Annotated in this window: 15 protein-coding genes; 6 read left to right on the top strand and 9 right to left on the bottom strand. The window is 34.4% G+C overall.

Going from position 1 to position 14,065, the window contains the following annotated elements:
• From A0O34_RS13900 to A0O34_RS13885, 4 genes are all read right to left on the bottom strand, one after another.
• Nucleotides 1-612 (bottom strand): arsenate-mycothiol transferase ArsC, encoded by a 612-nt coding sequence (locus A0O34_RS13900; RefSeq protein ID WP_066759725.1) that lies wholly within the window; start codon nucleotides 610-612, stop codon nucleotides 1-3.
• Between the two features lie 18 nt (nucleotides 613-630).
• Complete coding sequence (locus A0O34_RS13895; RefSeq protein ID WP_066755516.1) at nucleotides 631-1,104, bottom strand: DUF6428 family protein; 474 nt, start codon at nucleotides 1,102-1,104, stop codon at nucleotides 631-633.
• A 59-nt stretch (nucleotides 1,105-1,163) separates the two neighbouring features.
• Nucleotides 1,164-1,490, bottom strand: coding sequence for an ArsR/SmtB family transcription factor (locus A0O34_RS13890; protein WP_066755514.1), 327 nt, complete (start codon nucleotides 1,488-1,490; stop codon nucleotides 1,164-1,166).
• A 122-nt stretch (nucleotides 1,491-1,612) separates the two neighbouring features.
• Nucleotides 1,613-2,512: an NAD(P)/FAD-dependent oxidoreductase gene (locus tag A0O34_RS13885; RefSeq protein ID WP_066755510.1), complete on the bottom strand. Its 900-nt coding sequence runs from the start codon at nucleotides 2,510-2,512 to the stop codon at nucleotides 1,613-1,615.
• 86 nt (nucleotides 2,513-2,598) lie between these two features.
• Between A0O34_RS13885 and A0O34_RS13880 the strand changes: the two genes are divergently transcribed.
• A complete protein-coding gene (locus A0O34_RS13880) occupies nucleotides 2,599-2,973 on the top strand; it encodes a Fur family transcriptional regulator (protein WP_066755509.1) in 375 nt (124 codons plus the stop codon).
• 87 nt (nucleotides 2,974-3,060) lie between these two features.
• Here the strand turns inward: A0O34_RS13880 and A0O34_RS13875 are convergent, their stop codons facing one another.
• The 5 genes from A0O34_RS13875 to A0O34_RS13855 form a co-directional block, all read right to left on the bottom strand.
• Nucleotides 3,061-3,627 carry a hypothetical protein gene (locus tag A0O34_RS13875; protein ID WP_066755507.1) on the bottom strand — a complete coding sequence of 189 codons (567 nt, stop codon included), beginning with the start codon at nucleotides 3,625-3,627 and terminating at the stop codon, nucleotides 3,061-3,063.
• Between the two features lie 197 nt (nucleotides 3,628-3,824).
• On the bottom strand, nucleotides 3,825-5,024 hold the full coding sequence (locus tag A0O34_RS13870; RefSeq protein ID WP_066755503.1) for an efflux RND transporter periplasmic adaptor subunit: 1,200 nt from the start codon (nucleotides 5,022-5,024) through the stop codon (nucleotides 3,825-3,827).
• A 113-nt stretch (nucleotides 5,025-5,137) separates the two neighbouring features.
• Nucleotides 5,138-6,409, bottom strand: a complete 1,272-nt coding sequence (locus A0O34_RS13865) for an ABC transporter permease (RefSeq protein ID WP_066755500.1) — start codon at nucleotides 6,407-6,409, stop codon at nucleotides 5,138-5,140.
• Between the two features lie 91 nt (nucleotides 6,410-6,500).
• Nucleotides 6,501-7,730, bottom strand: a complete 1,230-nt coding sequence (locus A0O34_RS13860; RefSeq protein WP_066755496.1) for an ABC transporter permease — start codon at nucleotides 7,728-7,730, stop codon at nucleotides 6,501-6,503.
• Nucleotides 7,731-7,835: 105 nt separating this feature from the next.
• Nucleotides 7,836-8,525 (bottom strand): ABC transporter ATP-binding protein, encoded by a 690-nt coding sequence (locus tag A0O34_RS13855; protein WP_066755494.1) that lies wholly within the window; start codon nucleotides 8,523-8,525, stop codon nucleotides 7,836-7,838.
• A 427-nt stretch (nucleotides 8,526-8,952) separates the two neighbouring features.
• Here A0O34_RS13855 and A0O34_RS13850 point away from each other — a divergent pair, with 427 nt between their 5' ends.
• The 5 genes from A0O34_RS13850 to A0O34_RS13830 all read left to right on the top strand — a co-directional run bounded on the left by A0O34_RS13850 (nucleotide 8,953) and on the right by A0O34_RS13830 (nucleotide 14,051).
• Entirely contained in the window at nucleotides 8,953-9,927 is a 975-nt protein-coding gene (locus A0O34_RS13850; RefSeq protein WP_054510330.1) for a ribonucleotide-diphosphate reductase subunit beta, read from the top strand.
• 214 nt (nucleotides 9,928-10,141) lie between these two features.
• Entirely contained in the window at nucleotides 10,142-10,429 is a 288-nt protein-coding gene (locus A0O34_RS13845) for a hypothetical protein (protein ID WP_066755491.1), read from the top strand.
• A gap of 48 nt (nucleotides 10,430-10,477) precedes the next feature.
• The gene (locus A0O34_RS13840) at nucleotides 10,478-12,148 is read left to right on the top strand and encodes a ribonucleoside-diphosphate reductase subunit alpha (RefSeq protein ID WP_257737081.1); all 1,671 of its coding nucleotides are present in this window, start codon (nucleotides 10,478-10,480) and stop codon (nucleotides 12,146-12,148) included.
• Between the two features lie 272 nt (nucleotides 12,149-12,420).
• On the top strand, nucleotides 12,421-13,245 hold the full coding sequence (locus tag A0O34_RS13835) for a hypothetical protein (protein WP_066755486.1): 825 nt from the start codon (nucleotides 12,421-12,423) through the stop codon (nucleotides 13,243-13,245).
• A 2-nt stretch (nucleotides 13,246-13,247) separates the two neighbouring features.
• On the top strand, nucleotides 13,248-14,051 hold the full coding sequence (locus A0O34_RS13830; protein ID WP_066755484.1) for a hypothetical protein: 804 nt from the start codon (nucleotides 13,248-13,250) through the stop codon (nucleotides 14,049-14,051).
• Nucleotides 14,052-14,065 lie beyond the last annotated feature (14 nt).

Genomic DNA, 14,065 nt, shown 5'->3' with positions numbered 1-14,065 from the left:
TTACTTATTTATTTTAGAAAAAACATACAACATTTCAGCCGCTATTTGCAGACTTCTTTCTTCGTATATTTCAGTTTGTCTTGACGTATTATCGCCTATTTTTGGATCTTCAAATGTAATAGGAATACGTTTTGCTGCTCCCGGAATAAAAGGACAACCGCCATCTGCTTGTGAACACGTCATAATCGCAGCAAAATCACTAACCGGATTAAAAACATCATCATATTTCTTAGAAAATCCAATAATAGGTGAAGCGTTTTCAGAATATTTTATGACGTATACCGGATTTTCATTTTCACTTAATTTCCGACTTTCAAAGCCTGCATTTGCCAGAGTTTCTATGATTTTAGGAAACAAAGCCGTTGTTTCTGTTCCTCCGGAATAGCAGTTTACATTAGGAATATTAAAATGTGCCGATGCTGTTTGTGCCCAAATCTGCGCCAAATGACTTCGGCGTGAATTGTGAGTACAAATAAAATTGATGTTAATTGACTTCTGATCTTTTACTTTTTCCTGTATAAAATCAATCAATGGCTGTAAGATGATTTTTCTTTCTTCATTGATTTCCTTAGTAAAAATTACTTCTATATATTTTGATAGCTTAGCATTCATATCCATTATTCTAAAAGATTAACAACATCCTGAATCTGGGGTACAACAAGAATCTTTATCACTTTTCAATTCACTCAAATTTATTTTTTGTTTTTCCTGAGGAATTCCGCAAGCTTCCTGTGCTAAGCAAGCGGTTACTTTATTTTTAAGGATAAAATTCTTTCCATTAAAATCAAGATTATACTTTCCAATGGTTGTGTCTTGATATTCTACTTCGATTTCAAAATTTCCGATGCCTAGTTTTTCTTCTGAAAGTGTAATGATACGCAAAAGCTTTCCCGGTTTCAGACGATGTTCAAAATCATCAGCATCCCAAAGTTGGAAATTTACTCTTTCTTCTTTTCTCATGGTACCGCCACAATCTATAAAGTCTTTGGTAACCATTCCGATTTCTGTGACATGGAAATGTTCAGGGACAAACTGTCCATTTTCTAATTGAAATTCTACGTTTTCTAATGATGGTAGAATATTTTTAATTTGTTCTAAGGTCATTTTTTATATATTTTAAATTGTTAAATTGCAATATTACGATAATCTTGGTCAAAAATTTTTTAACAGCAGTTTTGCTTTTTCACCGTGGAAATAATATTCGAGAAATAGGTATTCAAAATTTCGAAAGCTTTATCATCAATACAATAGCAAATTGTGTTTCCTTCAATATTACCTTTAATTAATCCTGCGTTTTTAAGTTCTTTCAAATGCTGAGAAACTGTAGGTTGGGCAAGTGGTAATTCATTAACGATATCTCCACAGATACATTCATTAACTTTCAATAAATATTCTATGATTGCTATTCTGGCAGGATGTCCCAAAGCTTTTGCAATGGTAGCGATTTGGTTTTGTTGTTCAGTAAAAAAGTCTGTTTTAGTAGCACCCATTTTTATAAATAATTTTATATCGCAATATTACGATAATAAATAAAACCGACAAATATTTTTTCAACTTTTAACAAAAAAATCCTTGCTGAATTTACAACAAGGATTCAAAAAATAGAATATAATTAAAACTGTTCATCCACCAATTCTTTATTCACCATCGCTCCAGCAAAATTTCCTTGAGCAATGGCATTTGAAACGGAGCGCATCATTGTAACATTATCTCCACAGGCATAAAGTCCGTAAATATTTGTTTTTTGAAAAGGATCAACTTTAATAAATCCCTGTTCGGTCATTTCACAACCGAGATCCTCCGATATGTTGATATTTTGTTGAAATGGGATTTTTGCATATAAAGCTTTTAATAAAAATTCTTGTCCGTTCTTGAAAATTAATTTTTGAATTTGTCCGTTTTTATGGATTATTTCTTCAATTTCGGTTTCATTAATATTGATGCTTTTCTCTTGTAGTTTTTGAGTTTGTTCTTCATTTAAACTTGATTTTCCGTTCGTGAATAATGTTAAGTCTTTTGTCCAGTTCAAGATCATTTTTGAAAATTCAAAAGCTATATCTCCGTTGGCGAAAATTCCGGTAGTTTCATTTTTAACTTCATATCCATGACAATACGGGCAATGCAGAACGGAAATTCCCCAGCATTCAGCAAATCCGGGAATATTTGGTTGTATATCTTTTATACCAGTCGCAATAATTAGTTTTTTGGCCGTAAATTTTTCTGCTTGGTCTGTTTCAACTTCAAAATTATCATCAATTTTGGAAGTTTTCAGCACTACTCCATCATGAAATTTTATCGTATCATATTTTTCTACCTGTTCTCTTGCAATCGTGCTTATTTCTTTTGGAGTTCTTCCATCTTGAGTCAGAAAATTATGGGTATGTGGAGTCTGTCTGTTACAAGGTTTTCCGCTGTCGATGATCAAAACATTTCTCAAAGATCTGCCTAAAGCCATTCCCGCTGAAAGTCCGGAATAGCTTCCTCCAATGATAATTACGTCAAAGTTTTTCATATTGCTTGTTGCTTCTTACTTCTGCAAATGTAAAACAAATTTTCATTAATGCGACTTATTCGCAATAATATTTTATATATTTGTATATGCTTAAGAGAAATACAAAAACAAAACAACTGATTCTTGATTCATTAAAGAACTCAAAATCAGCGGTTAGTCAGGATATTTTATTAAAAGAATTGGGAGATAAAGTAGACAGAGCTACAATTTACAGAGCACTAAACAGCTTCTGTGATGATGGAATTGCGCATAAAATTTTAAGTGACGATGGGAAATATTATTTTGCTTTCTGCGTCAACTGTTCAGAAAAGGCACACAAGCATAATCATTACCATTTCAGATGTTTAAGCTGTGGAAAAATTGAATGTATTCCCAATGAAATTGAAGTGAAATTACCCGTTGGTTATCAATCCGTTAACTTTAATGGATTTATTTCAGGATATTGCGCGAATTGTTCGTAATTAACTGTTTTTAAGCAACTTAAAATCATTCATCTTTAATGAAGTTTTAGGTGATTAATTAAGTGTGAATGCTAGTTCTTTACATGTTTAATTCAAGTCAAATTTTTGAAATTTCATTTCACTTTTGACATTCAAAATTCTTTCGTTCCAATAGTTAATTCTCTCCATCTTATCAGGATATTCTGCTTCTGTTTTACCTTGATAATAAATAATAGAGTCCTGATATTCTTTCAAAGCTTTTTGTAAGTATACTTCGTAATCTTTTGGATTTTGAGGGATGTAACCTATCCCGTCACAACCACAAGTATGAAAACGTTTTCCTAATTTAAAAAGTCCTTCTACAATTTTCCATTCTTTAATTGCTGTTTTCTTTGGAGCTTTAAAATCTCTACCCAGATCAGCCATTAAGTTTCCACATTCGGGACATTTTATATCTCTATTTTCTATTTCATGCACTAATTCAACTAATTTATTCCTTTCTGATTTTGTAAAAACCTGACCTACTTTTCGTATAGATTTCCCATTAAGCTCATGATATACCTTATCCTTTTTTATCCGTAATAAAATATCATCTGAATCAGCTTGTTTAAATGATTTTCTACATTTAAAACAAACGTAATGACATTTATATGTTTTTCCTGCGTATCGACACATATCTTAATATTTTTATGAATAGTTCAAAATTATAAAATCAGTTTCATTAAAACATTCTCAATTGAAATTAATTTAACCCTCTTTTTATTCGATGAAATATAGCGATTCCTCCGTTCCTCGGAATGACTGCTTTCATATAAACAAAAAAAATCCCGAAAAATTTCGGGACTTCAGATAAAATGTATCTAGTTAGTTTATTATTTCTTGCCTTTCTTTTCTTTAAGCTCTTCTTTGTCTTTATCAGACGGGTTCCAAACTTTCACGTCAGAATTTTTATCAATTCCTGAAAGAACCTGGACATTGATTCCGTCACTAGCTCCAAGTTTTACATATACTTTTTTGAATGTTCCGTTAGCTTGTTTTACTTCAACAAAAGGAACGTCTTTACCATTTTTCTTTTCATATTGAACCAATGATTCATCCAATAACAAAGCATTTTTCTGAGAACTTAGAACAATTTCTCCATTGGCAGAGAATCCTGCTCTGATGTAGTCATTATTAGGATTCTGAACATCACCTTCAACAGGGAATTTTATCGTTCCGTTGGTATCTTTTCCTTTTGGAGCGATCATCGTCAGCGTCCCAGGGAACGTTTTGTTCTGTAAAGCTCCGATAACGATTTTCATATCCATTCCTTGCTTTAATTTTCCAGCCTGAGCTTCATCAATTTCCCCTTGGAAAATCAAAGCGCTAAGGTCTGCAATAGAACAAATAGTAGTTCCGGCATTGAATGAGTTCGCTTCAATTACCTGACTTCCTACTTTCACAGGAACTTCAAGAACCGTACCTGCAGCTTTAGAACGAATCTGAGTTGTTGCGAAACCTTGTAATTCCGGAGTTGCACCTGTCTTTACAATCAGTAATCTTTTCTCAGCCGTTACCAATTGTTGGTTAGCATTTTTAAGATTCTGCTGTTGTGTATATAATTGTTGTTGAGAATTAAGATATTCCTGCTTAGAAATAACTCCTTGTTTAAACAACCTCTCCTGCATCGCAAACTGCTTTTGCATATTCTCAACATTCATTTTAGAATTACTGATCTGAAGCTGAGAATTTTGAACCTCCTGCTGTGCATTATTCACATCACTCACACTTGGAATAATTCTTACCGTTGCAATTAACTGTCCAGCAGTTACTTTATCACCTTCATCTACTAAAATTTTGTCGATGATTCCTGCAATATTCGGCTTGATCTCAATTTCTTCTTTTGGAACAATTTTTCCTGTTGCCATCACTTTATCATCCATATTCTGAATGGTTGGTTTACGGGTAAGGAAAGCTTCACTTTCTTTAGAATTCGACTTTACAAGGTAGCCAATCCCTGAGAATAATGCCACTGCAAATAAAAGCCCCAAGAATATATAAATGGCTTTTTTCCAAGTGAATTTCTTTTTCATATATCTAGTTTATTTTTTAATGTTGAATAGTTTTTATTTATTAAAAGATTAAATGATTTAAAAATTAAAAGATTACGCTGTGTAAAAACTTATAATTAATAACTCAAAAAACCTTACTCTGATCTTAATGCTTCAATAGGTCTAATTTTCACCGCTCTCTGCGCCGGAATCATCCCAATAATTAATCCTAAAATTACCATTACTGCCATCGCTCCAAATACGTTTGCATAGTTTACCGTTGGATTATAGAATGGAAATTCATCCTGACCCTGGGTCGCCATATTCAAAATAATTAAGACAAAAATCCCGAATATAAAACCGAGTATTCCTGAAGACAGCGTAATAACAACACTCTCCAGCAAGATCTGATTTCTTACTTCCGAAGGTTTTGCCCCTAAAGCTCTTCTGATCCCGATTTCTTTTGTTCTTTCTTTTACCGTAATTAATAGGATATTTGAAATCGCAATTACCCCCGCAAGAATAGTTAAAGCACCTACAATTATGGTTAATAACTGCATTCCGGTTAAGAAACCTGTCAGTTTTTTAAATTCTTTTCCAAGGTTAAAACTTCCAAAAGCATTTGTATCTTCAGGTGAAACTTTATTTTTAGCCTTTAAAGCCAGTTTTACTTGTTCTTCCACCTCATTTACGTTTGCATTAGGTTTACTAACAATCGCAAACATATCGATATTGTCTCCTGCATTGTACATTTTCGTATAAGTAGAAAGAGGGATAAAAACAGTTTGGTCATTCTCAAATCCACCCCCTTTTTTCACTCTGAAAACTCCAATTACATTGAAGAAAATACCTTTAACATTGATTGATTTTCCAATAGGATTTTCATTCTTTTTAGAATCGAAAAAGTTCTTGTAAACCTCTTCTCCAATTACTACTACATTTTTATTTCCTGAAATATCTGCATCATTAAGGTATCTTCCAAAAATCAGTTTTTTCTCAGAGATTTTATTTCCTATCGGATAATCTCCGGTAAGAGAATAGGTTGCATTTTTTCCATTTCTCGACATTGATTCTCCCGGTGTTCCTGTAAAACTACCTCTTGCATTTTGTGGAGAGATATAATCAATTTCCGAAATTTTATTTTTAAGCATCTGGATATCCGGAAGATTAAGATGTACTTGTCTTCCTTTCGGGAAACCTTCATAAGGAATATTCGTGTTTTGCGCCCAAAGGAAAATAGAATTCGTTGCAAATCCTGAGAATACTTTATCAAAGCCGTTCTCCATTCCTTTTGCTGCTCCCAGCAGACTCACGTATAGAAACATCCCCCATCCCACACCAATCATGGTAAGGAATGTTCGAAGCTTATTATTCTTCAATGAATAATAAATTTCCTGCCAAGTATCCTTTTTAAATAAGATGTTCATTTTCTAGTGTCAATTTTTTACTTTGTAAAAGTGAATTCACTTCGTTTGTCAATTGTGAAGATAAAATTCACCATTGACTATTTACAATTACCTATTCTGTTCTTAATGCTTCAATCGGTCTGATTCTCGAAGCTCTGTATGCCGGAACAAATCCTGCAATTAATCCTGAAAAGACAAGAGCAATAAATGCCATGAAGATCGTTCCCCAGCCTACGCTCGGACTTTTTATGAAGTATTCCTCAAGGCTGTCTCCGATTAAATTCAAAGCCAATACGCCTACTCCTACTCCTACAAACCCTGAAATTACGGTGATCACCACACTTTCCTGAACAATCAAAGCAACAATGCTTCTTGGTTTTGCACCAATCGCTTTTCGCACTCCGATTTCTTTGGTTCTTTCTTTTACGATGTAGACCATGATGTTACTGATTCCAATAATTCCCGCCAACAAAGTTCCCAATCCGATAAATGTTACAATTGCAGTGATTACGGCCATGAAAGTGAATGTATCACTCATATTCTTGGCATTATTCCTTACACGAACTCCATTTTCGTCATCTGGGGAAACATTTTTTCTTGCTTTCAGTCTATCTTGTAATTCATCACCATATTTTATAGCTTCCTGAGGAGATAATTTATCATTATAGGCAATAAATACCGTACTCACAGTATCTGAGCCTTTTTTCATTTGTTGTAAAGTAGTAATAGGAACAGAAATATGCCTTTCATCCCAGTCTCCTCCGTCATCAGAGAATACGCCGATTACTTTAAACATGGTTCCATTGATATCCAGGTCTTTTCCTACAGGACTTCCATTTTTAATTAAATCCCTTTGAACCATTCTACCAATTACCGCTACATTTTGTTTTCTGGCTAAATCTGCAGAATTAAGATAACGGCCTTCAAGCATTTTACGGTTTTCGATATATTTTTCTTCGGCATCCGTTCCGTTGACCTGATAAGTTCCACTCTCTTTACCATATTTCACCAATAAACTTGATTGATATCTTGGACTCGCCTCTCCTACTTTTTCTTTATCAGAATTAACCAAAAAATCATAGTCATCATTATTCATTGTCACCGTTCTATCCGACTGAAGACCTTTATAAGCAATAGTCGTTTTCCCTGTAAAAATAGTAATCAAGTTTTGAGCATCTCTTGCGAAACCTTCTGTAAAAGCATTTTGCAATCCTGTACCAATTCCGAAAAGAACAATGAAGATAAATAATCCCAAAGCCACCGTAAATCCCGAAAGTACCGTTCGCAATATATTACTGCGAATAGAACTGAATATTTCCTGCCAACGATCTAAGTCGAACATATATTTTTGGTTTGAAGCGGGAAGATTGAAGCTTGAAGCTCTCCAACTTACCGCATATTTTTTACTTAATTTTTAGGCTTCCTGCCTCCTTCTTCTAGCTCCCAGCTACAAAACAATCTGCTTTATAAACTCATCACTTTCAATGATACCGTCTTTTAAAATGACGTTTCTCTTCGTCTGTGCTGCAACATCAGGTTCGTGGGTTACAACGATGATTGTTTTTCCTTCATTATTAATATCCTGAAGAAGTTTCATAATATCATGTGTTGTTTTAGAATCCAATGCTCCCGTTGGTTCATCCGCCAAAACAATTTTAGGATTGGTAATCAAAGCTCTTGCAATCGCAACTCTTTGCTTCTGTCCTCCGGAAAGTTCGTTAGGAAGGTGGTTTGCCCACTGTGCAAGACCTACTTTCTCTAAATATTCCATCGCTTTTCTGTCACGCTCTTTTCTGGGAACGTTTTGATAATATAAAGGAAGGGCAACATTATCCAAAGCTGTTTTATATCCTATCAAGTTAAAAGACTGGAAAATAAAACCAAGAAATTTACTTCTGTACTCCGCAGCTTTTATTTCAGATAAATGCTCAATGGGAACTCCATCCAATTCATAAGTCCCTGAATCTTTTTCATCCAGAATACCAATAATATTAAGGAGTGTAGATTTTCCGGAACCGGAACTTCCCATAATAGAAACAAACTCGCCTTCGGAAATATTAAGATTAATACCCTTGAGAACGTGCAACTTGCTTTTTCCTGTATCGTATGATTTATGTAGATCCTGAATTACTAACATTAAGTGATGTATGTTTTATATCCTAATAAGTAGAAGTAAATTTCAATTTGTTACAAGAATAAAAATTTATTCAAATAATTTAGTGTTTAACTATTTTCTATTTTGTTTATAGGTATTTACGATAACGTGTTTAACTGTAACTTGGCAATTTTATTTATTTTTGCTGAATAATAGTGTATAAGCCAATATCAGAGCAAGTTTCATGTAAATGTGGAAAACTTTTAAGGTTAAAAGTCAATCAATTAGTATTTGCCCCTTTTAAAATCAGTTCTTTTTTTCGACCTTTGTGCTTCGCACGTAACAAGAAATAAGCGCGTCGTTTGGGTGAATAACTTTTAATTATAAGTTTCAAATAATCAGAACGTTAATTATTTCTTGAATCTTATCCACAGTGATCTAATTATTTTAATTTTAAAGACATTTTAATATGGGAATTTTTGATAAAAGAGTAAGCTATAAACCATTTGAATACCCTGAGGTTCTTCAATTTGTAGAGGCAATCAACAAATCGTTCTGGGTACATTCGGAAGTGGATTTTACCGCAGATGTTCAGGATTTTCATTCACAATTGGAACCGCACGAAAAACATGCTGTAAAAAATGCGCTTTTAGCCATTGCACAGATCGAGGTGTCTGTAAAGACATTCTGGGGAAACCTATACAACCACATGCCAAAGCCTGAATTAAACGGTCTTGGAGCTACTTTTGCAGAATGTGAGTTCCGTCATTCTGAAGCCTATTCCCGTTTGGTAGAAGTTTTAGGATATAGCGAAGAATTCTCTAACGTTATAGAAATTCCTGCCGTAAAAAAGAGAATTGATTTCTTATCAAACGTTCTTAAGCACGCGAATTCTACAACACCGAAAGAATATGTTTCTTCTCTTTTATTATTCAGTATCCTGATTGAAAACGTATCGCTTTTCTCACAATTTGCGATCATTCTTTCTTTCACAAGATTTAAAGGATACATGAAAAATGTTTCTAATATTATCGCTTGGACTTCTATTGATGAGCAAATTCACGCTAATGCAGGAATTTATTTAATCAATAAAATCCGCGAAGAGCAACCTGATTTATTGACTGATTCTGATATTGAAGATATTTATACTTTAGTTGATCAATCTGTAGAACTAGAAGGCGAAATCATTGATTGGATTTTTGAATTAGGAGAATTAAGCTTCTTCTCAAAAGAAGACCTATTAAACTTCATGAAATACCGTGTTGACGACAGTTTAAAGAAAATTAATATGGATACTCGTTACAATATTACTCCGGAGCAATATCGTCCAATGAAATGGTTTGAAGAAGAGGTTTTCGCAAACTCTATGGATGATTTCTTTGCAAAAAGACCTGTGGATTATACGAAACATGATAAGAGTATTACGGCGAATGATCTTTTCTAGATTTTAGATTCTGAATTTTGGATAAAGAGCGCGAGCGAAGCGAGCGTCAAAGCAGTTAGTATTAGCGATGTCATGCTGAGCCTGTCGAAGCATCTTAAATATTAATAATTAAAATTTTAAACCACTAAGAAGTTATTAAGAGGTTAAGATTATTAAGAGATTGCTTCGTTCCTCGCAATGAACAAGCAGATTTAAATATCAAACAAAAAAAATAATGATCAACGTAATCGTATCTTACACAGTAAACCCAGACTTCGTTTCAGAAAACAAGATCAATATTCAAAAGTTTTTGAATGATTTTAAAAATTTAGATCAGGAAACATTTGAATATAAAGTTTATGTAAAAGAAGACGGCGTTACCTTTGTTCATTATTCAAATTATATCAATGAAGCGGTTCAGCATGAGGTTTTGAATGTACCATCTTTTAAAGAGTTTCAAAGGTTAAGAGATGAAAGCGGACTGAACGGTTCTCATAAAGTAGAAATTTTACAATCAATATAAACAACACAAAATTTCTGAGTAATAAAACAAACTCAGAGGTTTGAAAACATACAAACATCTATGGAAGAGCAAAATTCAAATATATGGTGGCTCAATGAAGAGTCTGAGCAAATGCTTAACAGAGGATATCTGTTGAAGGGGGAGACTGTAGACGGAGCTATCGACAGAATCACCACCGCAGCTGCAAAAAAATTATACAAGCCTGAGCTACAGGCAGCTTTCAAGGAAATGATCGTGAAAGGATGGATCAGTTTCTCTTCTCCGGTTTGGGCAAACATGGGAACGCAGAGAGGTCTTCCAATCTCTTGTTTCAACGTTCACATTCCGGACAGTATTGAAGGAATTACCCACAAAATGGGTGAAGTGATCATGCAGACAAAAATTGGAGGGGGAACTTCAGGTTATTTCGGGGAACTTCGTAACAGAGGTACTGCGGTAACCGATAACGGAAAATCTTCAGGAGCTGTTTCTTTCATGAAATTGTTTGATACTGCAATGGATGTAGTTTCTCAAGGCGGTGTAAGAAGAGGTGCTTTTGCTGCTTATTTGGATATTGACCACGGAGATATTGAAGAATTTTTATCAATTAAAGACATCGGAAGTCCGATCCAGAATCTATTTACAGGAATTTGTGTCCCTGATTACTGGATGCAGGATATGATTGACGGAGATATGGATAAACGTAAAATCTGGGCAAGAGTATTGGAAAGCCGTCAGCAAAAAGGGCTACCTTATATTTTCTTTACAGATAACGTTAACAGAAATAAACCTCAGGTTTACAAAGACTTAGGAATGCCTGTAAATGCAAGTAACCTTTGTTCTGAAATCATGCTTCCTTCAACAAGAGAAGAATCTTTCATCTGTTGTTTATCTTCTATGAACTTAGAATTGTACGACGAATGGAAAGATACGGACGCTGTAAAATTGGCTGTTTATTTCTTGGATGCAGTTCTAACTGAATTTATCGAAAAAACTGAAGGGAACTACTATTTACAAGGAGCTAGAAACTTCGCATTGCGTCACAGAGCGCTTGGTTTAGGAGTTTTAGGATACCATTCTTATTTACAGAAAAATATGATTCCGTTTGAAAGTTTTGAGGCAACTCAATTCAATGCGAGAGCATTCAAACATATCAAAGAACAGGCAGAAACAGCTTCAAGAGAGCTTGCAAACATCTACGGAGAACCGGAATTATTGAAAGGTTACGGATTGAGAAATACCACAACAATGGCGATCGCCCCTACGACTTCAAGTTCTGCAATTTTAGGACAAACTTCTCCTGGAATTGAGCCTTTCGCCTCTAACTATTACAAAGCAGGTTTGGCTAAAGGAAACTTTATGCGTAAGAACAAATACTTGGCTAAATTATTAGAAGAAAAAGGATTAGACAACGAGGAAACTTGGAGAACGATTATGCTAAATCACGGTTCTGTTCAGCATTTGGCTGAATTAACTGACGAGGAAAAAGCAGTATTCAAAACATTTAAGGAAATTTCTCCAATGGAGATCATTTCTCAGGCTGCTCAGAGACAACAGTATATTGACCAAGCTCAATCATTAAACCTACAAATTCCTTCTACAATGCCGGTAAAAGATGTAAACTACCTTTACATCGAGGCTTGGAAAAAAGGAGTTAAGACGTTGTATTACCAAAGAAGTTCATCAGTTTCTAAAGAAATGATGGTGAATTTTGTTTCATGTTCTGCTTGCGAAGCATAGGATACAAGTAATAAATTTCAGTATATTATTCATAAAAGCACGTTTTTTAGCGTGCTTTTTTTTGTGTTTTTAAATTTTAATAAAAATTTAATATAGCATTCATAAATGTTTATTTTTCGTTTATCTTCGATTAATACTACAAATATTCAATTAACACTCTCCAAATGGTGATATTTACTGAATAAATCATTGATTTTCAATTAAGACTATTCTTTATTTTTTTATATTTTTGCAGCTCACAACACAATAAAAATTATTTCATTCTAAACGTTATGATAAAAATTATCAACGTAAATAAAGTCATTCCATTGATTTTATTCACATCCTTCTATGACATAAACGCACAGGTAAAAATTTCAAATTCTTCAGGAGTAATTAATACTGAAAGTGTTTTACATCTCGAAAGTACATCCAACAACAAAGGTTTTTTACTCACCAGAATTACATTACAATCTACAAATTTACCCGCCCCTCTCGCCTCACATACTGCGGGAATGATCGTTTATAATACGGCAACAGCAGGAACTTCACCTAATAATGTTACCCCCGGTTTGTACTATAATAATGGAACTTCTTGGGTAAAATTATCAACGAAAAAACCTCAAATAGGGGATATTAAAAACGGGTTCCAAAGTGCCGATCATAATGGATGGTATCTTTTAAACGGAAGAACAGTATCTACATTAGCTGTAAATCAAAGAGCGAGAGCTGCTTCTTTAGGCTTTTCTGCAATTTTACCTGATGCAACCGACAGATATTTAAAAAATACAAGTGGAAGCGACAATATAGGAACACCATCTGGAAGTGATACCTTTGTTTTAGCACAAGCCAATTTACCGAATGTAACGTTCACAGGAACAACAGATACGACAGGAAGTCATACGCATACTTATACAGATAATCCGACAAACTCAACTACAAATGGTGTTGCGGCAGGAACTAATAATCCGGTTTCCAATGCAGCAAGTGTAAATGACACAACTGCTAGCTCGGGAGCACATACCCACTCTCTGAGTTTCACATTAGGAAGCAGTCAGGCTGTAAGCTTAAAACCAGACAACATCATTACTAACGTATTTATCTATTTAGGAAACTAATTATGAGAACAAGATTATTTTACACATCGATAGGGATCCTTTTTTTCGCAATAGTAAAGTCCCAAGTTGGTATCGGTACTTCAAATCCTTCCAACTCTGCAATTTTAGAATTAAACAGTACCAATAAAGGACTTCTTATGAATACTGTTTCTCTTACTTCCTTAAACTCAGCTTCTCCGATGGGTAGCCATGTTGAAGGAATGTGGGTTTACAATATAGCAACAGCAGGAACTTCACCCAATAATGTAATTCCGGGATTATATTATAATGACGGAGCCAAATGGGTTTTAATGTCCATCAATGATAATCTTCCAAGAATTGGAGATATTAAATCAAGTGTTATAACAACAGACCACGACGGTTGGTATTTGTTGAATGGAAGAAATATCACAACTTTACCAACAATTGGTCAAACAAACGCTTCTTCACTTGGTTTTGCCACTACTCTGCCCAATTCAAGCGACAGAATTTTGAAAGGTAAAAATACTTCAGAAACTCTGGCTGCCGTGGGAGGAAATAATTCTTACTCAATCACTCAGGCTAATTTGCCCAATCTAAGCATTACAGGAAGCACCGTTCAAAGTGGAGCCCACACTCATAGTTACACCAACAGAGGTGTTAATTATTGGAATTACAATGCCGGAGGACAAAATACAACAAGAACGGTTAACACAGAAGTAAGAACAACAGGAGCTGCAGGAGATCACCAGCATACCTTCTCTGTACCAAGCGGAGGAACTAATACAGCTATCAATCAGTATCCTAAACATTTGGTTGTTCAGAACTTCATTTATTTAGGGAAATAAACAAAAACACATCA

The sequence above is a fragment of the Chryseobacterium glaciei genome (assembly GCF_001648155.1).
GTDB lineage: Bacteria > Bacteroidota > Bacteroidia > Flavobacteriales > Weeksellaceae > Chryseobacterium > Chryseobacterium glaciei.
The sequence above is the reverse complement of the archived record's forward strand: the minus strand, read 5'-3'. Positions and strand labels throughout refer to the sequence as shown.